Raw genomic sequence first — 23,681 nt, 5'->3', positions numbered from 1 at the left:
CGTGCGTCAGCGGCCCGTGACGGGCAGGTCACGGCGGCCCAGCATCCATGCCAGCGCTACGTGGATGGGCAGCAACAGCACGATCCACTGCAGGTTGTACTGCGCCTGCAAGGTCAGCCAATGCAGCACCAGCCCGAGCAGCGACACGCCGGCGACCGCCCACAGCACGATCCGGAACCACGCGCGCGGCGCGCGGCCGCGCAGCAGGGTGATCGCAGCGGGAACGAGCAGCAGGCACAGCGGCGAGAGCTGCAGCAGGTTGCGGTTGGCCCAGGCAGCCTGGTGCGCACTGAAGCCCCACAGGTAGGTCAGCAGGGCGCCACCAATGCCGCAGAACAGCCAGAACGGCAGTGCCAGGCCACCCAGCAGGCGGCGTCGGCGGCGCAGTGCAACCACACCCGCAGCGGCGATCAGGCCGCACAGCAGCCACGGCCACCAGCTGCGCGGGGACTCGGTCGGCTCCGGGGCGATCCGGTGCGGCAGCAGTTCCTGCTCGGCCTGCACCAGCGGGCGGCCTTCGCTGTTGCGCACCTGGCGCAGCGCATCGGCCAGGCGCATCGGCACGAACGCTTCCTGCCAGCGCGACAGCGGCTGGTCGGCGAACGGGCCCAGACCGATATCGAAGCCCAGCCACATCCACGGCGAAGGCGAGGCCAGGCGCACCGATTCACTGCGGTAGGTGTTGCCGCGCGAGCGCCCGGAGAGCTGTGAATGCAGCCCGCCGCCCAACGCGCCATCGATCGCATCGCGGACCATGGTGGCGCAGTTGGCGGTGTAGTAATCGTAGTGATAACGCGCGTTCTCGGGCTTGGCGCGCTCGGCCAGTGACGCGGCCAAGGTGCGCGCCTGCGCGGGCGTCAGGTCCAGCCACTGCACGCTCGCACCGCGGCCGCTCTCCTGGTAGTACGACAGGTCCTGCCCGAGCGGCAGCGCGACCAGGTAATACATCATGTCGCCGCGCACGAAGTTGCCGATGAAATCGGACTCGCTCGGGTCGAAGTAACCGAAGTTGTAGGAGGTGGCGTCGCCGGTGACCGGATCAACCACCACCAGCGCGTCATGCCCGAAGCGCTCGAAGAAGATCTCGCCCGGCTGCATGGTGACGACGCCGATGCGCGGTGCATCGGCGACGGTGGACGTGGGCGCATCAACAGCGGGCGCGGCATCCTGCGCGGCCAGCGCCCCGAAGGGCAGGCTGGCCATCGCAAGCAGCGACAACACGAACAACAGGCGGCACAGCGACCACCGATTCAAAGGGGGCCGCATGGCGTGGGTCAATCCTCGTTGTGGGTGTCGGGCGGCAGCACGGTCACATGGAACGCCTGCACACGGCGGGCATCGGCACGCGCCACCCGGAACACGAAGCGGTCCAGGGTGAGTTCGTCGCCGGTTTCCGGCAGGTGCCCGATCGCTTCGGTGACCAGGCCACCGATAGTGTCGTAATCGTCGTCGGGGAACGTGGCACCGAAGCGCTCGTTGAAATCCTCGATCGCGGTCAATGCATCGACCACGTACTGGCCGTCGGCCTGGATCGCGATCTGCGAGGTGTGGTCCTCGGCCTCGTCGTGCTCGTCGTCGATCTCGCCGACGATCTGTTCCAGCACGTCTTCGATGGTGACCAGGCCGGCGACACCGCCGTACTCATCGACCACGATGGCCATGTGGTTGCGCGAGAGCCGGAACTCCTTCAGCAGCACGTTGAGCTTCTTGGCTTCGGGGATCAGTACCGCCGGGCGCAGCAGCTCACGGATGTTGGCCGGCCCGTTGTCGGCGACCACGCCGCGCAGCAGGTCCTTGGCCAGCAGGATGCCGAGGATGTCGTCTTTGTTGTCGCCGTGCACCGGGAAGCGCGAATGGCCGGATTCGACCACCTGCTTCATCAGTTCAAGGAAGGGGGCTTCGACCGGCAGGGAGACCATCTGCGAGCGCGAGATCATCACGTCGCCGACGGTGAGCTCGGCCACCGAAATGGCGCCTTCCATCATCCGAAGCGTGTCAGCGGCAATGAGGCCGTCTTCGTGCGCGGTGTGCAGGACCGCCACCAGCTCGTCGCGGGTGTGGGGTTCGCCGGAGAAGGCAGCGGTCAGGCGTTCGAGCCAGCTGCGCTTCTTTTCATTGTGCTCCTGGGTGGAGCTACTACTGTCGTCTTCAGACATCTCTGGAAAAAAAGGCACCCGGCGTGCCGGGCGTTGGATTTAGTCTATCAGGATGCGGGCGCCTGTCAGCGCCCTGCCGAGGGCGGATTCACGCCCGGCAAGGGGGCGGGGGCGGCGCCCGGCGGCGGGGTGTCTTCCTCCGGCGGCAGGTCCAGGCTGTAGGTACAGCCGGCCAGGGTCTTGCCGGGGTGGGTCTTGACCGTGGACAGGCTCAGGATCACCGATTCGATCAGGGCCTCGCCGGTACGCGGGTCGGTGACATCGCGGCTCACCAGCTCGCGCCCGGCCATGAACTTCTCCGGCGTATCCACGCCGTCCTCCAGCGCCAGGCGCTTGGCCAGCGGACGCGGGTCGGCCAGGTCCAGGATGGCCATGATGCTGGCCCCGGCCACCGTGATGTACTCGGCGCGCTCGCCGAACACCGTGATCGGGGCGGCCAGGCGGAACTCGGTCATGAACGGGTTGGTCTGCGGCAGCGGTTGCAGGCCGTTGGCGACCGCCTTGAGCGGGTCGGCCACCACCGGGGCGACCGCATCGTAGTCACCAACGCTCTGGCGGCATTCGATCAGGGCGGTCAGATCCAGCGGACGTGCAGGGGCGTCGGCAAAGGCAGGGGCGGGCAGCAGGCCCAGCAGGCCAAGGCAGGCAAGTCGCAACGGGGTCATCGAAGCAGATCCATCAACGGGGGCGTGCAGCGCACGGACACGGTGACGATCATAGCGGGCGCCGGTCGGCCGTGGCAGGGCGTCACCGGCGGCGGAACAGCCAGCGCAGGGTGGTGGTGAAGGTGACCACGGCGATTCCGGCCGCCCACAGCACCAGTGCAGCGGCGCCCAGATGCAGCGCGCCCGGTCCGTCGGCGGAGGCCACCAGCAGCGCGCGCCCGAATACCAAGGCAAACGCCGCGGCAAGGACGAACAGCAGCGCGACCTGCACCGGCCGCGCGTGGAAGGTCGATGACTGTGCCGGCGAGGCCCCATCGCGACGTGACCAGCGGTACAGCGTGCGCCAGCCCAGCGGGGCCGCCAGCGCGGCCGCCAGTCCCGACCAGATCGCCACGCTCAAGCCGGCCGCGCTAAGAGTCGCTTCGCCAGAACCGGCCAGCAGACGAGGCAGGATCAGGCCCGCCAGCACGCAGGTCAGGATGCCCACTACGAACACCCCGGCGGCCAGGCCGGACAGACGCCCGGCCCACGCCGCAGACAGGGGCGCGCGCTGCTGCCGCGCCGCCCACCAGCTTCGCGCGGGCGCCAACGAGAGCGCTGCGATGACGGCAGACAGCCCGAGCATGCCCAGCTGCAGTGCGCCGGGGTCACGGCCGGCCGGCGTCAGCGCGGTGAGGCCGGGGGCTCCGATCGCGGTGTACAAAAACCCCACCCAGGACACTGCAAGCAGCACGGGGCCCAGTGCGGAACGACGATCAGGAATCGGCATGGCGGCATACGTCCTTGTATGGCAGGGCAATCAACACAGGTTGCGAGAGTAGCGCTCAGCGCTCGCCGGCATACGGATCGGCAATGCCCAGTTCGGCCAGGATGTCACGCTCGAGCTGCTCCATGGCATCGGCCTCTTTCTCGTCCTCATGGTCCCAGCCGAGCAGGTGCAGCACGCCGTGCACGGTCAGGTGCGCGTAGTGGGCGTTAAGTGCCTTGCCCTGTTCGTCCGCCTCGCGGGCGACCACCGGGGCGCAGATCACCAGATCGCCCAGCAGCGGGAACTTCACGCCCTTGGGCAGGCCCTCCGGCAGTTCGGCCGGGAAGCTGAGCACGTTGGTCGCGTAATCCTTGCCGCGGTAATGCCGGTTCAACGACTGGCCTTCCTTGGCATCGACCAGACGGATCGCCAGGTCGGCCTCGCGGATGCGGCCCTTCAGGGCGGCGGCCACCCACTTGCGGAAGCTCACCGCCGAGGGCAGCCCGGCGCGGGGCAGGGCATAGTTGATCGCGACGTCCAGTCGCACGGGACCACGGGTCATGGGGTCGCTCCGGGTTGGACCTGCTGCAGATCGCGGCGGTCGTAGGCGCTGACGATGCGGGCCACCAGCGGGTGACGGACCACGTCGCGTGCTTCGAAGAAGGTGAAGCTCACGCCCTCGACATCACGCAGCACATCGATCGCATCGCGCAGGCCGGACTTCACGTGCTTGGGCAGATCGGTCTGGGTGAGGTCGCCGGTGACCACGGCCGTGGAGCCGAAGCCCAGCCGGGTCAGGAACATCTTCATCTGCTCGACGGTAGTGTTCTGCGCTTCGTCGAGGATCACGTACGCATCGTTGAGCGTGCGGCCGCGCATATAGGCCAGCGGCGCGATCTCGATGACGTTCTTTTCCAGCAGCTTGAGCACCTTCTCCACGCCGAGCATTTCGTACAGCGCGTCGTACAGCGGCCGCAGATACGGGTCCACTTTCTGGCTCAGATCGCCGGGCAGGAAGCCCAGCTTCTCGCCGGCCTCCACTGCCGGGCGGACCAGGATCAGGCGCTGCACGCGCGCTTCATTGAGCGCTTCCACCGCGCTGGCCACGGCCAGGAAGGTCTTGCCGGTACCGGCCGGGCCAATGCCGAAGTTGATGTCGTGGGTAGTAATCTGATGCAGGTAGCGGGCCTGGTTGGCACCGCGGCCGCGCACGGTGCCGCGCTTGACCTTGATCGCTACTTCCTGGGCCTCGTAGGCGCGCTCGACCACATGCTCCACGTTGGCCTGGTTCAGCCGCAGGTGGATGGCATGGCTGTCGAACACCACATCGCCGGCTTCGGCGTACAGCGCTTCGATCAGCGCCTGCGCATCGGCGACCACGGCCTTGGGGCCGGTCACGCGGAACACATGCCCACGGTTGGCGATTTCCACGCCGAGTTTGAGTTCCACCTGGCGGAGATGCTCGTCGAACGGACCGGCCATGTTGGCCAGGCGCTCGTTGTCTTCCGGGGTGAGGGTGAAGTCGCGTTGTGCGAGTGCGGTCATTGCGTCCGGCGGCCGCCGGTCCAGCCGACCGGGCCGCAAGCAGGGAAAGGGAGAACAGGGTAGCGCGGGTGTGGGGCGGCCGCTACAGCACGGGCGGAAAGCGGTTTTCCACAGGGGCTGTGCAACGCCGGTGCAGCAACCTGTGGATAGGTGGCGCCAGCCTTACTGCGGCAAAGGGTTCAACTGCGTGGTCAAAAAAGCGTCAACGATGGCCGCACCGTGGTCCGGCCATCCCGCTCAGTCTTCCGTCACCATCCGCGCGCGCAGCGAGTTGCTGTACGCCTCGGTGATCACCACATCCACGAACTGGCCGATTAAACGCGGGTGCCCCGGGAAATTCACCGAGCGCATGTTCTCGCTCTTGCCGGTCAGCTCGTTCGGGTTGCGCTTGGACGGGCCTTCCACCAGCACGGTCTGGACGGTGCCGACCATCTTTTCCGAGATGGCTGCAGCCTGCTCGTTGATCCGGGCCTGCAGGCGCGACAGGCGCGCGTGCTTTTCCGCATCGGTGGTGGTGTCTTCCAGATCGGCGGCGGGCGTGCCCGGGCGCCGTGAATAGATGAAGGAGAAGCTCTGGTCGAAGCCTACGTCCTCGATCAGCTTCATGGTCTTCTCGAACTCGGCGTCGGTCTCGCCGGGGAAACCGACGATGAAATCCGAGCTGATCGAGATGTCCGGGCGCACCGCACGCAGCTTGCGGATCTTGGATTTGAATTCCAACGCGGTGTAGCCACGCTTCATCGCCGAGAGCACGCGGTCGCTGCCCGCCTGCACGGGCAGGTGCAGGAAGTTGGCCAGCTGCGGCACATCGCGGTAGGCATCGATCAGCGAATCGCTGAACTCCAGCGGGTGCGAGGTGGTGAAGCGGATCCGGCCGACGCCGTCGATCTCGGCGATGGTCCGGATCAGCAGCCCGAGGTCGGCGAACTCGCCGTCGCCATACGGGCCGCGGTAAGCGTTGACGTTCTGGCCGAGCAGGTTGATCTCCAGCACGCCCTGGGCGGCCAGCTGCGCCACCTCCACCACCACGTCCTCGAACGGGCGGCTGACCTCGGTGCCGCGGGTGTAGGGCACCACGCAGAACGAGCAGTACTTCGAGCAGCCTTCCATGATCGAGACGAACGCGGAGGCACCCTCGGCGCGCGGCTCGGGCAGGGCGTCGAACTTCTCGATTTCCGGGAAGCTGATGTCCACCTGCGATTTGCCCGATTCGCGGCGCTGGCGGATCAGCTCCGGCAGGCGGTGCAGGGTCTGCGGGCCGAACACCAGATCCACGTGCGGCGCGCGCTTGATGATCGCCTCACCTTCCTGTGAGGCCACGCAGCCGCCGACGCCGATGATGACCCCGCGGCCGTTGTTCTTCAGCGCCTTCCAGTAGCCCAGCTGGCTGAACACCTTCTCCTGGGCCTTCTCGCGGATCGAGCAGGTGTTCATCAACAACACGTCGGCCTCGGCCGGGTCGTCGGTGAGTACCAGCCCTTCCGAGGCGGCGAGCACGGCGGCCATCTTGGTCGAGTCGTACTCGTTCATCTGGCAACCGTGGGTCTTGATGTACAGCTTGCCGCGCACCGGACCGGTCACCTGCGGCTTGGCGCCGGGCAGGGGGAGCAGATCGGGGCGGGGGGCGGAGCTGGGCGGAGCAGAGGCAGGCAAGGCAGAACCGGCCGAAGTCGGCGCGGTCGAAGCTGGCGTCCCGGTCATGGCGCTTATTCCAGTCGGGTGGGCGGGCAGGCAGCCGGATGGCTGCGGTGAGCAGGCCATTGTAGCCGGGTCGGGCTCCCCCCTTGGCAATCCCCGGCGAATTGGGGACACTCCCGCTCATGAAGGGGATGTTGGGGATCGCTGCGCTGGCCTTGGCTGCGCTGACCGCTATGCCGGCCAGTGCGGGCACGCTGTACAAGTGTGTTGGTGCCGACGGCATTCCCAGCTATGTGAGCAAGCGCGTGGGCGGGGCCAGCTGCAGCGTGATCAGCAGCTACCGGCCCGACCGCAGCGCGCCCCGCCGGGCCCCGACTGCGCCGCCCGCGCCGACCCCGGTCGCCCAGATCGCCAGCGCCACACCTGCAGCGGGGGGCGCCGCCGCGCCGGCCCGGGCCGATACCGCCACGGTCGCCACCGCGATCACGCCCGCTCCGGTTCCGGCTCCGGCCACCGTGCTGACCGCGCCGCCCACCCGGGCCCCCGCAGCCGGCAAGGCTGGGCAGGTCCGCAGCGGTCAGCTCTATTCGTATATGAAGGACGGCGTGCGCCATTACACCAGCGCACGCCCGGCCCAGATGGCCAGCCTCGGGCAGGTCCGCACCATCCATTACACCTTCATCGAACGCTGCTATGCCTGTGGCGCGAACCCCTCGGTCAACTTCGGCTCGGTCCGCCTCAACACCACGGCCTATCAGAGCGAGATCGCCGCGGCCGCCCGGGAGTTCGGGGTGGAAGAAGCGATCGTGCGCGCGATCATCCATGCCGAGTCCGCCTACAACCCGCTCGCGCTGAGCCGGGCCGGCGCGCAGGGCCTGATGCAGCTGATGCCGCCCACCGCGCGTCGCTTCGGGGTCAGTGATTCCTATGATGCTTCGCAGAACATCCGCGGCGGCGTGCAATACCTGTCCTGGCTGCTCAAGCGCTTCAATGGCGACCTGACCCTCGCCGCCGCGGGCTACAACGCGGGCGAGGGTGCGGTAGCCCGCCATGGCGGCGTGCCCCCTTACAGCGAGACCCAGTATTACGTGAAGCGGGTGGCCGTATTGGCCGACCGCTATCGAAGTGCGGTCGCCACCCAGCAATAACCGATGGCGCCGGGAGTACCTGATGCCGTACTGTCGGGGTAATGTCGTTCCGTAGTACCGCGTTGTGTGGCCGACTTCGGTTCAGCTACACTCGCGGCTGATTCAATGTGGACTGGCCCCCACCGGTCTGCTGGCAGCCTCAAGCTACCTAAATCAATATCGGAGTGCCGGATGGCCAACGATGGGGTAAACGATCCAGTCAATACTGGACGTCGACGGTTTCTCTCAGCAACCACTGCGGTGGTCGGAGCGGTCGGCGTCGGATTTGCAGCGGTACCGTTCATCAAGTCCTGGAATCCCAGCGCCCGCGCCAAATTGGCCGGTGCCCCGGTGATTGCCGACATCAGTGCGCTCCAGGAAGGCCAGCGTCTGGTCATGGAGTGGCGTGGACAGCCGATCTGGATCGTCAAGCGCTCCAAGGCCATCCTCGATGCGCTGCACGGGCTGGACGGCCGCCTCAAGGATCCCGGCTCGGGCGAGAAAGAACAGCAGCCCGAGTACGTGCTCAAGCAGAATCCCGAATTCCGTTCGATCAAGGCCGAGGTCTCGGTGCTGGTCGGGCTGTGCACCCATCTGGGCTGTTCGCCGGAAATGGTCGCCGAGATCCGCCCCGAGCCCTACGACCCGCAGTGGAAAGGCGGCTATTTCTGCCCCTGCCACAAGTCGCGCTTCGATATGTCCGGTCGCGTGTTCAAGGATGTTCCGGCACCGATCAACCTGCTGGTGCCGCCGCACCATTACCAGGACGACAACACCATCATCATCGGCGTTGATCCGCAGGGGGCGGCTTGATCATGGCCAATATCCTTTCCCGCACCGCCACCGGCCTGGCCGACTGGGTCAACGCGCGCGCGCCCGGGCTGATGCCGGTCTACCGCAAGCATGTCAGCGAGTATTACGCGCCGAAGAACTTCAACATCTGGTACTACTTCGGCTCGCTGGCGCTGCTGATCCTGGTCAACCAGATCGTCACCGGCATCTTCCTGACGATGCACTACAAGACGAACGCGGCCGAAGCGTTCGCCTCCATCGAATACATCATGCGGGATGTGGAGTGGGGCTGGCTGATCCGCTACATGCACTCCACCGGTGCCTCGCTGTTCTTCATCGTGGTCTACCTGCACATGTTCCGCGGCCTGCTCTACGGCAGTTACCAGAAGCCGCGCGAACTGGTCTGGATCCTCGGCATGCTGATCTACCTGGTATTGATGGCCGAAGCCTTCATGGGCTACGTGCTGCCATGGGGCCAGATGTCGTTCTGGGGTGCGAAGGTGATCATCTCGCTGTTCGGCGCGATCCCGGTGATCGGCACCGGCCTGACCGAATGGATCATGGGCGATTACCTGCCCAGCGACGCCACCCTCAACCGTTTCTTCGCGCTGCATGTGATCGCGCTCCCGCTGGTGCTGTTGCTGCTGGTGGTGCTGCACCTGGGCGCGCTGCATGAAGTGGGCTCCAACAACCCGGACGGCGTGGAGATCAAGAAAGGCCCGAAGGGCAACCGCTGGTCGGCCACCGCGCCCACCGACGGCATTCCCTTCCATCCGTACTACACGCTCAAGGATGCGGTGGGCGCCGGCTTCCTGTTGATCATCGCTGCCTTCATCATCTTCTTCGCCCCGGCCTTCGGCGGGCTGTTCCTGGAGCACGACAACTTCACCGAGGCCAACCGCCTGGTGACGCCCGAGCACATCAAGCCGGTCTGGTACTACACCCCGTACTACGCCATGTTGCGCGTGGTGCCCAACAAGCTCGGCGGCGTGATCGTGATGTTCTCGGCGATCGCCATCCTGTTCCTGGTGCCGTGGCTGGACCGCGCGCGGGTCAAGTCCTACCGCTACCGCGGCCTGCTCTCGCGCGGCCTGCTGGGCATGTTCGCGGTGTGCTTCGTATGGCTGGGCGTGATCGGCTCCGGCCCGGGTACGGATGCGCACGAGACCTACATCGGGCGCGTGCTGACCTTCCTGTATTTCGCCTTCTTCATCACCATGCCGCTATGGACCAAGCTGGACAGGACCAAGCCGGTACCGGACCGGGTGACCACGCATGACTGACCACTGGATTGTCCGGCTGGCCTGCGCAGCGGCCCTGATGTTTGGCGTAGCGGTGGCCGATGCCGCCGAAGGTGCCAAGACCCTGCAGGCCGGTAATGACCTGAGCGATCGTGCTTCGCTGCAGCGCGGCGCGCAGCTCTACATGAACTACTGCTCCGGCTGCCATGCGCTGAAATACCTGCGCTACTCGCGCATGGCCGCCGATCTTGGGCTGAGCGAAGAGGAGGTCATGAACAACCTCAACTTCACCGGCACCCCGGTGGGTGAGCCGGTCCCGGTGACGATGCCCAAGGCGCAGGCCGAGAAGTGGTTCGGCAAGATGCCGCCGGACCTGAGCCTGATCTCGCGCGTGCGGGGCAGCGACTGGGTCTACACCTACCTCAAGTCGTTCTACCTGGATCCCACGCGGCCGCTGGGCTGGAACAACACCGTGTTCCCCAATGCCTCCATGCCCAATCCCCTGTGGGAGATGCAGGGGCTGCAGCATGCGGTGCACGGCAAGCCGGAGAACCCGGGTGAAGATCCGCCGGTGGTCGGCCTGAAGATCGAGCAGCCGGGCAACATGGATCCCGGCCAGTACGATCAGGCGGTGCGCGACATCACCAATTTCCTGGAGTACGCCGGCGAGCCGGCTGCGCTCAAACGCCAGAAGCTGGGCGTGTGGGTGATCCTGTTCCTGGCGCTGCTGACCTTCCTGGCCTATCTGCTCAAGAAGGAATACTGGAAGGACGTCCACTGAGCCGTCGGGCGCCGTCCAGTGGCGATCGTTCCACGCGTGGGACCATCGCCCTATTGGCTTTTGTGATGTGCGGTTGCACACTCGGGTACTGTGACGACCGTCGGCAATGGGCTGGCGGCGCCGATACGACCGGCGGTTACCGGACGTTGGAGAGCCTTTGATGGCGGCGAGCGTACGCATGCGGAATACCCTGACGCTGTTTTCCTCGAACGACGATGTGCTGTGCCATCGCGTGCGGCTGGTACTGGCGGCCAAGGGCGTCACCTATGACTCGGTGCCGGTCGATCCGCAGAACCCGCCCGAAGATCTCATCGATCTCAACCCGTACCACTCCGTGCCCACCCTCGTGGAGCGCGAGCTGGTGCTGTACGCGGCATCGGTGGTCAGTGAGTATCTGGACGAGCGCTATCCGCACCCGCCATTGATGCCGGTCGATCCGCTCTCGCGGGCACGCATCCGCCTGGCGATGCTGCGCATCGAACACGATTGGGTACCGCAGGTGCAGGCCATCCAGCTGGGCAACAAGACCCAGGCCGAGGCGGGCCGCAAGCGGCTCAAGGAACTGCTGACCAGCGCGGTGCCGCTGTTCAAGGCCAGCAAGTTCTTCCTCAACCCGGAAATGAGCCTGGCCGATTGCGCGATGGCGCCGATCATCTGGCGGCTGCAGGCGCTGGACGTGCCGCTGCCGAAGGATGGCAAGTCGATCGAGGATTATGGCAACCGCATTTTCCGGCACCCCGGCTTCATCCGCAGCCTGACCGACCAGGAAAAGAAGCTGCGCGATCTGCCGGTCTGATCGGCGGGACGTGTGCCGCGTGCGGCACCGGTGGACTGAACGAAATCGCGGTGCCGGTACGCGCCATGGCTGACCTGCGGGTAGGCGGGCGCGTACACTTGCACCAGGCAATCCGGATCAAGAGCAGCCGAGCACGGCTCGGCTCTACCACATGACTGAAGACACTTTTCGCATGACCAGCCACCGTCCGTACCTGTTGCGGGCCCTGGTGGAATGGATCAATGACAACGACCTGACGCCGCATATTCTGGTCGACGCCGGCCTGCCTGGCGTGCAGGTGCCGCAGAGCGCGGTCAAGGACGGCCGCGTCGTCCTGAACATCGCCGAGCGCGCCGTGGTGCGCCTGCATATCGATAATGACAGCGTGAGCTTCTCGGCCCGCTTCTCCGGCACCAGCTACCCGGTGCAGGTGCCGATCTCGGCCGTGCTGGCGGTGTATGCCCGCGAGACGGGGCAGGGCATGGCGCTGCCGGATGACATCCCGGGCCATGAGCCGGGTCCGGACGATGAGCTGCCGCCGGACGATTCACCGACCCCGCCGGATGACGCACCGCCCAAGCCCAGCGGTCGCCCGCATCTGCGGGTGGTCAAGTAAGACTCAATGGCCGCCGCAAGGCGGCCATTTCATCAGACGTCCTCGGCATCGCGCGTATCGATATCGCGGCGGATCTCGCTGATCCGCGCCGCCGATGGCCCGACGAACGTGATCAGCTGATCACCGCGCAGCACCATGCGCCCGCTGTGCCGGTCCACGCCATCGTGCGAGTACTCGAACTTGAAGGTACGCTCCCAGCCCAGCCAGCCGTTGTCCTTGCGGCACACGCGCAGGCCGGTGGCGTGCACGCTCTGGTCCAGCCACTGCACATCGGCAGCGCGGCAGGCATTGCGCCCGAGCACGCCGGCACGCTCGGCGGCGGCACGCGAGGAATTCCAGAAGGCGTAGGCGAACGCGCCGGCAATCATCAACAGGATCAAACTGGGCATCGGTGACTCGGCGCGGTCAGGGAGGTCGGTCCCCCCAAGATGGCGACGAATGCGGCGCGGATCAAGCCATCCGCGCGTTTGGCATCACGGCGTGCGCGATGGCGGTGGGGGCGGTGTCATCGAATTGGGCAACGGCATGCCGGTCGGAACGGGCGCATCCGTCGGCATCGTCGCCGGCGCGGTCGCCACCAGCTTCAGCAGTGCGGCCCAGTCCTGGCGATTGAAGCTGCATTCCTCTTCGCGGCCCGGGGTGCAGCCCAGATCCACCCCATCGCCCGCGCTGGCCTTTGCGGGCGGCAGCTCGATGCGGCCGCTGCGGTCCAGCGACAGCTTGCGCAACGCCACGGTGTTCATGACATTGCCGCCGATCAGATACAGCGTGCGGTCGCCGCCCATGTTGGCCGCGATCACCACCTCGCAATGTGATTTCCAATGCGTCACCGCGCCGCTGCCCAGCGACTGCACCAGCCCGCTGTAGCTCAGTGTCTCGCGCCGGTCGCGCAGGTAGCACAGCAGGTCGCCGGGCGCGGGTTTCTCCTGCGCCGGATCGGTCATCCGGTACGGCCCGCTGTTCTGGTACGCGGCGCGGATGTAGTCGATATGCCGGGGCGACCGGGTAAAGCCGGGCACGGAGGCGCGGGTCATCACCCAGGAAATGAAGGCGGCTGACCACGGGTTGTCCACCAGGAACGCACGGCAGTCGGTGTCGGTGTAGCGCGTGCCCGGTGGGGCCATGCAGCTTGATGCGCCGGGTTGGCTGCCCATCGGCGACAACGTGCCGCTCTGCCGCCAGTAGCCGACCACCCGCTGCCAGGCGACGAGGCCGTTGTCGGCCAGGTGGACATCTTCGGCTTCGGTCACGCTGAGGCTGGCCGCGCGGCCATCACGGTCGATGAAGGGCCGATACCAGAGGCGGTGTTCGTTGCAGGCGGTCTGCACGATGGCCACGGCCAGCGGACTCAGCCCGAACCGCGGGGGCACATTGCAGACCTCGGCGGCGGACGCCTGCAGCGGCAGCAGCGCGAGCAGGGGAGACAGGCAGGCGAGAAGCGGCAGGCAGCGCATGCGTGCATTCCAGGTGGGGGCAGACGCAGCCTCGCAGACCGCATCTGCCCATACCGTGAAAGTGCGGCTGGGCGTTGATCGTGGATCGGCGCGCGCGTCAGCCCGGGGGCGGGCCCAGCTTCAATGACAGATCGATCGCCTGCACATGCTTGGTCAGCCCGCCAATGGAGATGCAGTCGACGCCGTCCTCGGCGATCGCGCGCAGCCCGTCCAGACCGACACTGCCGGACACCTCCAGCGGAATCCGCCCGGCCGCGATGCGCACCGCTTCGCGCCGCGTGGCGGCGTCGAAATCGTCGATGAGGATGCGGGTGCAGCCCACCTCCAGCGCCTCGCGCAGCTGGTCCAGGTCTTCGACCTCGACCACCAGCGGCAACGCCGGCCAATGCGCACGCGCCGCCAGCACCGCAGCGGTCAGCGAGCCGGCCGCGCGGATGTGGTTTTCTTTGAGCATCACCGTGTCGAACAGGCCCAGGCGATGGTTGTCGCCGCCGCCGCAGCGCACCGCGTATTTCTGCGCGACACGCAGGCCGGGCAGGGTCTTGCGGGTGTCCAGGATCCGGGCGCCAGTACCGGCCACCGCCGCGACGTACTGCGCGGTGGTGGTGGCCGTGCCGGACAGTGTCTGCAGGAAGTTCAACGAGGTCCGCTCCGCGCTCACCAGGCTGCGGTTGCGGCCCTGCAGCAGCGCCAGCACGGTGCCGGCGGCGACGCGGTCGCCCTCGGCCACCCGCCACTCAATCCTGACTTCCGGATCGAGCGCCCGATGGGTCGCATCGAACCAGGGGCGGCCGGCGATCACCGCGTCCTGCTTGCACAGCAGGTAGGCGCTGTCGGGGCGGTCCGGGAGCAGGGCGGCGGTGACATCACCGCTGCCGATGTCCTCGGCCAGCGCACGGGCCACATCGGCGGCCACCAGGGCGGCCTCGGGGGCCGGCACGGGGAGGTGGCTCATTTTTCCGGGAAATCGGCGATCTGGGCGGTGGCGATGGCCTCTTCGGCCAGCAGCACCGGGATGCCGTCGTCCACGCGGAACACCTGCTTGCGGTCACGGGTCAGCAGGGCCTCGCGCAGCGTCTGCGCCTGCGGGCTGCCATCGGCCTTGAGCACGGCACCGCTGCCGATCGCGCGGTTGAGCGCGTCCAGGCCGGTGGCGTCGAGCAGGGACAGGGGCTGGCGCGTATCGGGCGAGCACAGGAGGTCGAGCAGCTTGCGATCCATGGATTCTTCGTCTTGCGTGGAAGACGGCTAGAATACGTCTTTAAGGCAGGTGACGGCCAATGACCCTCAACCAAACCGCGCCGCTCGTCGGCATCGTCATGGGATCCCGCTCGGATTGGGAAACCATGCAGCACGCCGCCCAGAAGCTGGATTCGCTGGGCGTTCCCTATGAAGTGAAAGTGGTCTCGGCGCATCGCACGCCGGACGTGCTGTTCACCTACGCCGAGCAGGCGGGCCAGCGTGGCCTGCGCGCGATCATCGCCGGTGCCGGCGGGGCCGCGCACCTGCCGGGTATGATCGCCGCCAAGACCGCCGTGCCGGTGCTGGGCGTGCCGGTGCAGTCCAAGGCCCTGAACGGCATGGATTCGCTGCTCTCCATCGTGCAGATGCCAGCCGGTATTCCGGTCGCCACCTTCGCCATCGGCAACGCCGGCGCCTCCAACGCGGCGTTGTTCGCAGCCGCCATGCTGGCCTCGGACCAGCCGGCGATCGGTGAAGCGCTCGAGGCCTTCCGCGCCCGCCAGACCGAAGACGTCATGGCCCACGACGACCCGCGTCAATGACCACCAGGACCGTTGGGATTCTGGGCGGCGGTCAGCTCGCCCGCATGATGGTCCTGGCCGGTGCGCCAATGGGGCTGCGCTTCGAGCTGTTCGACCCGGCCGCCGATGCCTGTGGTGCCCAGGTGGCACCGCTGCAGGTGGCCGCGTTCGAGGATGAGGCCGCCCTGGCTGCCTTCGCCGCGCGCGTGGACGTGGTGACCTTCGACTTCGAGAACGTGCCGGCACGCAGCGCGAAGTTCCTGGCCGAGCGCGTGCCGGTGTATCCCAATCCGGATGCGCTGGCCGTGGCCCAGGATCGGCTCAGTGAGAAGACCCTGTTCCAGTCGCTCGGCATCCCGCTGCCGGCCTTCGCCGATATCCGCAGCCGCGACGAACTGGCGGCCAAGGTCGCCGAGTTCGGCATGCCCTGCATCGTCAAGACCCGCCGGCTGGGCTATGACGGCAAGGGCCAGTTCCGGATCCGCAGCGCGGCCGACATCGACGCGGCCTGGGACACCCTCGGCAGCCAGGTCGACAAGACCGGGCTGATTCTGGAAGGCTTCGTCGCCTTTGATCGCGAAGTCAGTGTGGTGGCGGTCCGCGGGCAGGATGGCGAGTTCCGCGCCTGGCCGATCACCGGCAACTGGCACGTCGATGGCGTGCTCTCGGCCAGCCTGGCCCCGGCGCAGCTGCCGGCGGCGCAGCACGAGGCGGCCATCGGCTACGCCCGTACGCTCGCCGAGCGCCTGGACTATGTCGGCGTGTTCGCGCTCGAACTGTTCTGCCGCGGCGATGAGCTGCTGGCCAACGAGATGGCGCCGCGCGTGCACAATTCCGGCCACTGGACCATCGAGGGCAGCGAGACGTCGCAGTTCGAAAACCACCTGCGTGCCGTGCTTGGCCTGCCGCTGGGCGACACGCGCATGCTCGGCCATGCCTGCATGCTCAACTGGATCGGGCAGATGCCCGAGGCTGCGGCCGTGCTCGGCCAGGCCAGCGGCCATTGGCACGATTACGGCAAGCAGGCGCGGGACGGCCGCAAGGTCGGCCATGCCACGCTGCGCGACGATGATGCGGCGGCGTTGGCCGGTGCATTGGAAAGCGTCGGCGGGCAGCTGGATCGCGCCGACCAGGTCGCGCCGTTAAGCACGAGCCGGCGCGGTGGAGGGCGTGGGGGGCCGGCCCGCGGCGGCCACTCCCTGGCCGCACGACCACGGGTCGTGCGCTACCGGACCTCAATCGCGCAATTGCGCGGTAACGAAGTCCCAGTTCACCAGCTTCCAGAACGACTCCAGATAGCGCGCGCGCTCGTTCTGGTAGTCGATGTAATACGCGTGTTCCCACACATCGCAGGCCAGCAGCGGGGTGCTCTCGCCGGTCAGCGGCGTGCCCGCGTTGCGCGTGACCTGGATCGCCAGCGCACCGTTGGAGTGCTGCACCAGCCACACCCAGCCCGAGCCGAACAGGGTCAACGCCGCACGGTCGAAGGCCTCGCGCAGCCGCTTGGCGTCGCCGAAATGACGGGTCACCAGTTCACCCAGCCGGCCCTGCGGATCGCCCCCGGCGCGTGGATGCAGACACTGGAAATAGAACTGGTGGTTCCACGCCTGCGCGGCCGCATCGAACAGGCTGCCCTGGCTCTGCCGGACGATCTCCTCCAGTGGCAGCTCGGCCAACTCCGTGCCTTCAATACGCGCGTTGACCGTGTCCAGGTAGCCACGCAAGTGCCGCCCGTGGTGCAGGTCCAGCGTCTCCGCGGAGAGGTGAGGCTGAAGGGCGGCGCGGTCGTAGGGAAGGCGAGGCAGTTCGAGGGGCATGGGCACGACAGATTGGGAAGGGAGAGCGCCGATCCGTGGCGGATTGTCATCAGTGTGGCGGATGGCAGGGTGCCCACCACGCGAAGGTAGGGCATACAATGGCGGCCAGGGAAGTCTATCCGACCGGTGAGGCCGGGTTGTCCCATTGGAGGGAGAGTCGTTGTGGCGGTGATGCAGCAGATCCAGTCCGAAGTCGAACGTTACCCCCTCGTGTTGTTCATGAAGGGCACCCCGCAATACCCCATGTGCGGCTTTTCAAGCCGTGCCATCCAGGCATTGATGGCCGCCGGCGCGATCGCGCTGCGCACGGTCAACGTGCTGGAAGAACCCGAGATCCGCGCCAATCTGCCGCGCTTCTCCAACCTGCCGACGTTCCCGCAGCTGTTCATCCACGGCGAGCTGATCGGCGGCTGCGACATCGTGCTGGAGCTGTTCGAATCGGGCGAGCTCAAGCGCATCGTCGAAGAGGCGTCCCAGCCGTGAGTGCGGTCCCGTCCGTGGTGGTCGGGACCGGATCGCTCGCCGATCGCGTCATTCTCATCGCCGGAGCCGGGGGAGGCTTTGGCAGCGCCGCGGCCGTCGCCTGCGCACAGGCCGGGGCAACCGTGGTCCTGCTGGGGCGCAAGCCACGTCGGCTGGATCGGGTCTACGCAGCGGTCGAAGCCGCCGGCCCGGAGCCGCTGCTGTATCCGCTGGATCTGGAAGGGGCCACCCCCGACGACTACGTCACCCTGGCCGAGCGCCTGCACTCCGAGCTCGGCCATCTCGATGGTGTTCTCTATTGCGCAGCTGATTTCGCCGGGCTGACCCCGTTCGAACTGGCCGACCCGGCCGCCTTCGCCCGCGCAGTCCACGTGAACCTGACCGCCCCGGCCTGGCTGGCCCAAGCCTGCCTCCCGCTGCTGCGCCAATCCGAGGATGCCGCCCTGGTGTTCACCGTGGATGACCCGGCGCGGGTGGGGCAGGCTTATTGGGGCGGCTACGGTGCAGCCCAGCACGGCGTGCGCGGCCTGATCGCCTCCCTGCACGACGAACTCGGCCGCAGCCCGGTACGGGTCACTGGCCTGCAGCCCGGCCCGATGCGCACCGCGCTGCGCGCCCGTGCCTTTTCGCTGGATGAGGACCGCAGCGCCCGTGACCCGGCCGAGTGCGCCGCGGCGGCGGTGCTGCTGCTGTCCGCTGCCGGCGCTGCCCATCGCGGCCAGATTCTCGAGGCTTGAGCGCGGGAAGGGCGTCACCGTTGGGTGACCGTGCTCAGGGCCGTCCCACGGCTGTCAGGTAGTGCCGGCCGCTGGCCGGCTCCCAGTGAACCTTGAAAACCCCGCGGAGACCCTCCCGAAACCGCTGGCGGCGCCAAATGGCCCGCATTCAGCCGGTCACAATCAAATGTGAAGATAGCGTCACGATCCCGTTGTGATGGCGTGTGTTTTGTCGCCAAACCGTCACAATCCGAGGTTACCGTGTTAATCTAGTGTTAACCGTTGCGGCTGAAACCAGCTCGCGGCTAGGGAACCCAGATAAAAGTCCAGTCAGCCGCCAGCAAGGCTGCTTGGGCGCGTTTTTTTCTCCGCCATCGCCAATCTCGCATCGAGGCTACTCCCCAATGACCCACTCCCGTTGTCTCCGGATGTCCAAGCTGACGCTTGGTCTCGTGGCTGCACTTGCCGCCGCTCCCGCCTTCGCCCAGAGCACCTCTGCCGGTGTCGGCGGTCAGGTTACGAGCGCTGCAGGCGCGCCTGTCGCTGGTGCCGAAGTCACCATCACGCACACCGAGTCGGGCACGGTCAGCCGCGCTACGACCGATGCATCGGGTCGCTACAACGCGCGCGGCCTGCGCGTGGGTGGTCCGTACACCATCACCATCAACAAGTCCGGTGAAGGTACCAAGACGGAAGAGGGTGTGTACCTCAACCTGAACCAGGTGAACACGATCAACGCCAACCTGGCGGGTGACATCGCGGCCACCAACCTGGATGCCGTCAACGTCGTCGCCGTTGCTGGCGGCCTGGATGTCTTCAGCGCGACCAAGATGGGCACCGGCTCCAACGTGACCCGCGAAACGATGGACGCGCTGCCGTCCGCGAACCGCAACATCCAGGATTACGTGCGTCTGGACCCGCGCATCTCGCAGGTCAGCAAGGCTGACGGCGCGATCTCGGCTGGCGGCCAGAACACCCGTTACAACGCCATCCGCATTGACGGCATCAGCGCCTCCGATCCGTTCGGCCTGGGCTCCAACAACCTGCCGACCGAGCGTCAGCCGGTGTCGATGGACGCCATCCAGGAAATCAACATCGACCTGGCCAACTACGACACTACCATCGCCGGCGGTACTGGTGCGGTGATCAATGCCGTGACCAAGTCGGGCACCAACGAATTCCATGGCACCGTCTACGGTTCCTACCGCGACAAGGACATGGTCCGTTCGCGTCTGGAAGGCGACAAGGAGGACTTCAACGGCTTTGAAGACGAGAAGACCTATGGCATGACCTTCGGCGGCCCGCTGGTCAAGGACAAGCTGTTCTTCTTCACCAACTACGAGAAGTATGAGCGTAGCGGCGGTGGTGTCAGCCTTGGCGAAAGCCCGTATAACAAGACCGGCGGCATCAGCGATGCAGATATCGCTCGTGTCCAGAAGCGCATGTCTGATCTTGGCTATCAGGTCGGCGGCGTAGGTGCGCTGAACAACAAGACCGAGATCGAAGAATACGCGGTCAAGCTGGACTGGAACATCAACGAAAATCACCGTGCGGCCCTGCGCTACAACAAGATGCAGCAGGACGTGGTGCGTTTCCCGAAGGTCAGCAGCAGCGAAATCTCGCTGAGCGACTTCTGGTACACCCAGCCGACCGAGTATGAAACCTGGATGGGTGAGCTGTTCAGTGACTGGTCCGAGAACTTCTCGACCGAGTTCAAGGTCTCCCACAAGGACTATTCGTCCAACCGCGTCGCAGCTTCGCACCTGCCGCAGATGCGCGTCCGCTTCGGCAGCAACTCGCTGTACCTGGGTACCGAGCAGAACACCCACACCAACCTGGTCGAGTCGAAGGAGCTGAGCGCCTTCGGTGCCGGCACCTGGTATGTCGGCGACCACACCGTCAAGTTCGGCTTCGACTACACCGACAACGACCTGATGAATTTCTACGGCCGCAACCTGTACGGCGCGTACGAGTTCGCCAATTTGGCTGCGTTCGAAGCGGGCACCCCGTCCGCGTATCAGGTGCGTGTGCCACGTGATGGCGGCAGCCTGGCGGACATTCCGGCGAAGTTCCATCTGAAGAATACGGGTCTGTTCATCCAGGATACTTGGGCGATCAACTACAACCTGAGCCTGATGTTCGGCGTTCGCGTTGACATGCCGGACTTCAGCACCCAGCGCCTTTACAACCCGCGTATCGAGCAGCTGTACGGCTTCAACAACACCAAGCTGGTGGACAAGGAGCTGTTCCAGCCGCGCGTCGGGTTCAACTACACCTTCGATAGCGATCGTCCGACCCAGCTGCGCGGTGGCGTGGGCCTGTTCGGCGGCGCGGCCCCGAACGTATGGCTCGCCGGCGCGTACCAGAACACCGGTCTGAACTACGCCGAGTACAATCTGACCCGCAACCCGGGTGGCTTCAGCTTCGATGCTGACAATCCGTTCATCCCGGACCCGTCGCTGGCCTCGGCCCGCCAGAACGTCGACCTGATCGCTCCGGGTACCCGTTTGCCGTCGGTTTGGAAGGCCAACCTGGCCTTCGATCATGAGCTGCCGTGGTACGGCATCGTGGCCTCGGCCGAGCTGCTGGTCACCAAGGTCAAGGATGGTCTGTACTTCGATCGTCTGGACGTCATGACCCCGAACACCAACCGCTCAGTTGGTCAGGACGGCCGTGCGCTGTACTGGAACGACTTCGGCATGAATGGTGCCAATGCTGGCAGCAACGGCATGCAGGCTGGCCAGAAGAATGGTCGCGCCTGCGAGGTCACCGATCAGACCTGCCCGGGCGACCGCGTCAACCGTCCGGGTGATATCGGCGACGTCATCCTGCTGCGCAACACCGACAAGGGGCGTGGTTCCCAGGCGACGTTCGCGCTGGCCAAGCCGCTGACCGAGAACTGGGGCTGGTCGCTGGGTTATACCTACACCCAGGCGAAGGAAGTGAGCCCGCTGTCCAGCTCGCAGAACACCTCGAACTGGAACAACACGCTGAGCCTGAACGCCAACGACAACGTTGCGTACAACTCACGCTACGCGATCAAGGACCGCATTACCGGCACCATGGAGTGGAAGCACAACTTCTTCGGTGACAATGCCACCCGCGTCGGCTTGTTCTATGAAGGCCGTTCGGGTCGTCCGTACAGCTACGTGTTCTACAACGATGTGAACGGCGACGGTGCAGCTACCAACGATCTGTTCTACGTTCCGAAGGGCCCGGGTGACGTGCTGTTCACCGGCGGCGCGGCGATGGAGAAGCAGTTCTTCGATTGGCTGGCGAAGAATCCAGAGCTCGATGCCTACCGTGGCAGCGTGGTTCCGGCAAATGAGCACCGTGCCAAGTGGGTCAACAGTTTCGATGTTCGTATCAGCCAGGAGTTCCCGGGCTTCGTGAAGAGCCACAAGGGCGAGATCGCGCTGGACATCATGAATGTCGGCAATCTGCTCAACAAGAAGTGGGGTCTGATCGACGATTACGGTTTCTACGCCACCCGTCGCGTTGCCAACTACTCGGGTATCGACCCGGCTACCGGTAAGTACCTGTACAACTTCACTGGGCGTACCGACAACTCGTCGATCCAGGAAAACAACAACGACAAGGGCAACACCGGTGTGTCGCGCTGGTCGATGCAGGTGACCCTGAAGTACAAGTTCTGATCCGTCAGCACCTGAAGCAGTAAATGGACGCGGCCGGGGAAACCCGGCCGCTTTCTTTTTGGGCGCCTGGCGCCGTGTTGCATCGGACCCCTTGCCAAGGCTGCAGCCAGAATGTATCTTCAATGGGTTGAGCGGAAATCAGCGCAATTGCGACGGCCCAGTGCCCCTGTCGCGGTCAGGACACATCCAAACGGTCGGGTTTCCCGGCCGTTTTGCTTTTTAAGGGGGCAGCGGTACAGTCGGTAACCTTGAGGAAAGCGAACAAGATGGACATGACGATCAACGAAAAGCCGGCGCGTACGCTGCCGGTGCAGGACGCGCGGATCTACCCGCGCGGTGGGCTGGATGTGTTGTCGCGCGCGGAAGTGGCGCGCCTGCGTGATGCGTCCGGTGGTGGCATGCACGAGCTGCTGCGCCGCTGCGCGCTGGCCGTGCTGACCAGTGGCAGCGCCTCGGACGATCCGCGCGCGGCGCGCGATCTGTATCCCGATTTCGATATCCAGGTGGCCCAGCAGGACCGCGGCGTCCGCATCGACCTGGTCAACGCCCCGGCGATGGCCTTCGTGGATGGCGAGATCATCCGCGGCGTGGCCGAGCTGCTGTTCGCCGTGGTCCGCGACCTGGCCTACATGGCCATCGAGATGGGCCCTGCGTACGCGGCGGAGCTGGAGTCGTCCGAGGGCATCACCAACGCGGTGTTCGGGCTGCTGCGCAACGCGCGCATCCTCAACCCGGGCGACCCGAACCTGGTCGTCTGCTGGGGCGGCCACTCGATCGGCCGCGATGAGTATCTGTACACCAAGCAGGTCGGCTACGAGCTGGGCCTGCGCGGGCTGGACATCTGCACCGGTTGCGGACCGGGCGCGATGAAGGGGCCGATGAAGGGCGCCACCATCGCCCATGCCAAGCAGCGCAAGACCACCACGCGCTACATCGGCCTGACCGAGCCGGGCATCATCGCCGCCGAGTCGCCGAACCCGATCGTGAACCACCTGGTGATCATGCCGGACATCGAGAAGCGTCTCGAAGCGTTCGTGCGCATCGGGCACGGCATCATCGTGTTTGCCGGCGGTGTCGGCACGGCCGAGGAGATCCTGTATCTGCTGGGCATCCTGCTGCGCGAGGAGAACAAAGACCTGCCGTTCCCGCTGATCCTGACCGGCCCGACCGTGGCGGCGCCGTACTTCGAGCAGATCGACCGCTTCATCCGCCTCACCCTGGGCGAAGAGGCGGCCAGCCGCTACGAGATCATCATCGGCGACCCGGTCAACGTCGCCCGCAAGATGGCCCAGGGCATCAAGCGCGTGCGCGAGCACCGCCTGGCGCAGAAGGACTCGTTCTTCTTCAACTGGTCCATCGAGATTCCGTGGGAGTACCAGCAGCCGTTCGTGCCGACCCACGAGGCGATGGCCTCGTTGGATCTGCACCACGGCCGTCCGCCGCATGCCCTGGCCGCGGACCTGCGGCGCGCGTTCTCCGGCATCGTGGCCGGCAACGTCAAGGAAGACGGCATGCGCCGCATCGAGCAGTTCGGTCCGTTCGAGATTCATGGCGATGCGGACATGATGCAGGCCCTGGATGAGCTGCTGCGCGCCTTCGTCGAGCAGCGCCGCATGAAGATCTCGGGCGAGTACCAGCCCTGCTACAAGGTCATGGCCTGAGGCCCTGACCGGGCTGGCGGCGGGCAGGGGGCCTGCCGCCGGCTGTG

At 66.2% G+C, this 23,681-nt stretch carries 23 protein-coding genes and 1 pseudogene; 12 read left to right on the top strand and 12 right to left on the bottom strand.

Features of this window, described 5'->3' with window-relative positions:
- Positions 1–6: 6 nt before the first annotated feature.
- The 7 genes from ABE463_RS06180 to miaB all read right to left on the bottom strand — a co-directional run bounded on the left by ABE463_RS06180 (position 7) and on the right by miaB (position 6,815).
- Positions 7–1,266 (bottom strand): DUF4105 domain-containing protein, encoded by a 1,260-nt coding sequence (locus ABE463_RS06180; RefSeq protein WP_346467551.1) that lies wholly within the window; start codon positions 1,264–1,266, stop codon positions 7–9.
- Positions 1,267–1,274: 8 nt separating this feature from the next.
- On the bottom strand, positions 1,275–2,156 hold the full coding sequence (locus ABE463_RS06175) for a transporter associated domain-containing protein (protein WP_123728832.1): 882 nt from the start codon (positions 2,154–2,156) through the stop codon (positions 1,275–1,277).
- Between the two features lie 65 nt (positions 2,157–2,221).
- On the bottom strand, positions 2,222–2,821 hold the full coding sequence (locus ABE463_RS06170) for a hypothetical protein (RefSeq protein WP_346467550.1): 600 nt from the start codon (positions 2,819–2,821) through the stop codon (positions 2,222–2,224).
- A gap of 82 nt (positions 2,822–2,903) precedes the next feature.
- Complete coding sequence (locus ABE463_RS06165; protein ID WP_346467549.1) at positions 2,904–3,590, bottom strand: hypothetical protein; 687 nt, start codon at positions 3,588–3,590, stop codon at positions 2,904–2,906.
- A gap of 55 nt (positions 3,591–3,645) precedes the next feature.
- Positions 3,646–4,131, bottom strand: a complete 486-nt coding sequence (ybeY, locus tag ABE463_RS06160; RefSeq protein WP_019185849.1) for an rRNA maturation RNase YbeY — start codon at positions 4,129–4,131, stop codon at positions 3,646–3,648.
- Complete coding sequence (locus tag ABE463_RS06155; protein WP_088433024.1) at positions 4,128–5,114, bottom strand: PhoH family protein; 987 nt, start codon at positions 5,112–5,114, stop codon at positions 4,128–4,130. The genes ybeY and ABE463_RS06155 overlap by 4 nt, the downstream gene beginning before the upstream one ends.
- A gap of 237 nt (positions 5,115–5,351) precedes the next feature.
- Positions 5,352–6,815 (bottom strand): tRNA (N6-isopentenyl adenosine(37)-C2)-methylthiotransferase MiaB, encoded by a 1,464-nt coding sequence (gene miaB, locus ABE463_RS06150; protein WP_346467548.1) that lies wholly within the window; start codon positions 6,813–6,815, stop codon positions 5,352–5,354.
- A 119-nt stretch (positions 6,816–6,934) separates the two neighbouring features.
- On the opposite strand from miaB, the gene ABE463_RS06145 reads away from it, so the two are divergent.
- The 6 genes from ABE463_RS06145 (at position 6,935) to ABE463_RS06120 (ending at position 12,084) form a co-directional block, all read left to right on the top strand.
- Positions 6,935–7,900 carry a lytic transglycosylase domain-containing protein gene (locus ABE463_RS06145; protein ID WP_346467547.1) on the top strand — a complete coding sequence of 322 codons (966 nt, stop codon included), beginning with the start codon at positions 6,935–6,937 and terminating at the stop codon, positions 7,898–7,900.
- Positions 7,901–8,071: 171 nt separating this feature from the next.
- The gene (gene petA / locus ABE463_RS06140; RefSeq protein ID WP_070426998.1) at positions 8,072–8,692 is read left to right on the top strand and encodes a ubiquinol-cytochrome c reductase iron-sulfur subunit; all 621 of its coding nucleotides are present in this window, start codon (positions 8,072–8,074) and stop codon (positions 8,690–8,692) included.
- A 2-nt stretch (positions 8,693–8,694) separates the two neighbouring features.
- On the top strand, positions 8,695–9,954 hold the full coding sequence (locus tag ABE463_RS06135; protein ID WP_123728838.1) for a cytochrome bc complex cytochrome b subunit: 1,260 nt from the start codon (positions 8,695–8,697) through the stop codon (positions 9,952–9,954).
- Positions 9,955–9,991: 37 nt separating this feature from the next.
- Positions 9,992–10,693 (top strand): cytochrome c1, encoded by a 702-nt coding sequence (locus tag ABE463_RS06130; protein WP_346467605.1) that lies wholly within the window; start codon positions 9,992–9,994, stop codon positions 10,691–10,693.
- Between the two features lie 160 nt (positions 10,694–10,853).
- Complete coding sequence (locus tag ABE463_RS06125) at positions 10,854–11,489, top strand: glutathione S-transferase N-terminal domain-containing protein (RefSeq protein ID WP_019186262.1); 636 nt, start codon at positions 10,854–10,856, stop codon at positions 11,487–11,489.
- A 151-nt stretch (positions 11,490–11,640) separates the two neighbouring features.
- Complete coding sequence (locus ABE463_RS06120; RefSeq protein WP_121041657.1) at positions 11,641–12,084, top strand: ClpXP protease specificity-enhancing factor; 444 nt, start codon at positions 11,641–11,643, stop codon at positions 12,082–12,084.
- Positions 12,085–12,116: 32 nt separating this feature from the next.
- Here the strand turns inward: ABE463_RS06120 and ABE463_RS06115 are convergent, their stop codons facing one another.
- From ABE463_RS06115 to ABE463_RS06100, 4 genes are all read right to left on the bottom strand, one after another.
- Positions 12,117–12,473 (bottom strand): DUF3301 domain-containing protein, encoded by a 357-nt coding sequence (locus ABE463_RS06115; RefSeq protein ID WP_019186192.1) that lies wholly within the window; start codon positions 12,471–12,473, stop codon positions 12,117–12,119.
- A gap of 84 nt (positions 12,474–12,557) precedes the next feature.
- Positions 12,558–13,538, bottom strand: a complete 981-nt coding sequence (locus tag ABE463_RS06110; RefSeq protein ID WP_346467546.1) for a DUF2272 domain-containing protein — start codon at positions 13,536–13,538, stop codon at positions 12,558–12,560.
- A 97-nt stretch (positions 13,539–13,635) separates the two neighbouring features.
- Entirely contained in the window at positions 13,636–14,493 is an 858-nt protein-coding gene (gene nadC / locus ABE463_RS06105; protein ID WP_346467545.1) for a carboxylating nicotinate-nucleotide diphosphorylase, read from the bottom strand.
- Positions 14,490–14,759, bottom strand: coding sequence for a Trm112 family protein (locus ABE463_RS06100; RefSeq protein WP_019186189.1), 270 nt, complete (start codon positions 14,757–14,759; stop codon positions 14,490–14,492). Before ABE463_RS06100 ends, nadC begins: the two co-directional genes overlap by 4 nt.
- A gap of 59 nt (positions 14,760–14,818) precedes the next feature.
- Here ABE463_RS06100 and purE point away from each other — a divergent pair, with 59 nt between their 5' ends.
- Positions 14,819–15,322: a 5-(carboxyamino)imidazole ribonucleotide mutase gene (purE, locus tag ABE463_RS06095; protein ID WP_019186188.1), complete on the top strand. Its 504-nt coding sequence runs from the start codon at positions 14,819–14,821 to the stop codon at positions 15,320–15,322.
- A pseudogene (locus tag ABE463_RS06090) lies at positions 15,319–16,443 on the top strand (5-(carboxyamino)imidazole ribonucleotide synthase); the annotation flags it as partial. The gene purE and the pseudogene ABE463_RS06090, both read left to right, overlap by 4 nt.
- Before the next feature lie 93 nt (positions 16,444–16,536).
- Here the strand turns inward: ABE463_RS06090 and ABE463_RS06085 are convergent.
- Positions 16,537–17,118, bottom strand: a complete 582-nt coding sequence (locus ABE463_RS06085; RefSeq protein ID WP_346467604.1) for a Fe-Mn family superoxide dismutase — start codon at positions 17,116–17,118, stop codon at positions 16,537–16,539.
- 162 nt (positions 17,119–17,280) lie between these two features.
- Here ABE463_RS06085 and grxD point away from each other — a divergent pair, with 162 nt between their 5' ends.
- The 4 genes from grxD to ppnN all read left to right on the top strand — a co-directional run bounded on the left by grxD (position 17,281) and on the right by ppnN (position 23,634).
- Positions 17,281–17,601: a Grx4 family monothiol glutaredoxin gene (grxD, locus tag ABE463_RS06080; RefSeq protein WP_019186185.1), complete on the top strand. Its 321-nt coding sequence runs from the start codon at positions 17,281–17,283 to the stop codon at positions 17,599–17,601.
- Positions 17,598–18,338 (top strand): SDR family NAD(P)-dependent oxidoreductase, encoded by a 741-nt coding sequence (locus ABE463_RS06075; protein WP_346467544.1) that lies wholly within the window; start codon positions 17,598–17,600, stop codon positions 18,336–18,338. The genes grxD and ABE463_RS06075 overlap by 4 nt, the downstream gene beginning before the upstream one ends.
- A gap of 383 nt (positions 18,339–18,721) precedes the next feature.
- Entirely contained in the window at positions 18,722–21,973 is a 3,252-nt protein-coding gene (locus ABE463_RS06070) for a carboxypeptidase regulatory-like domain-containing protein (RefSeq protein ID WP_346467543.1), read from the top strand.
- 272 nt (positions 21,974–22,245) lie between these two features.
- Positions 22,246–23,634 carry a nucleotide 5'-monophosphate nucleosidase PpnN gene (gene ppnN / locus ABE463_RS06065; RefSeq protein ID WP_026070247.1) on the top strand — a complete coding sequence of 463 codons (1,389 nt, stop codon included), beginning with the start codon at positions 22,246–22,248 and terminating at the stop codon, positions 23,632–23,634.
- Positions 23,635–23,681: the final 47 nt, after the last annotated feature.

The organism is Stenotrophomonas sp. TWI819 (genome assembly GCF_039673075.1).
In the GTDB taxonomy this organism is placed as follows: domain Bacteria; phylum Pseudomonadota; class Gammaproteobacteria; order Xanthomonadales; family Xanthomonadaceae; genus Stenotrophomonas; species Stenotrophomonas rhizophila_B.
This window is presented reverse-complemented; position numbering and strand designations above follow the sequence as displayed.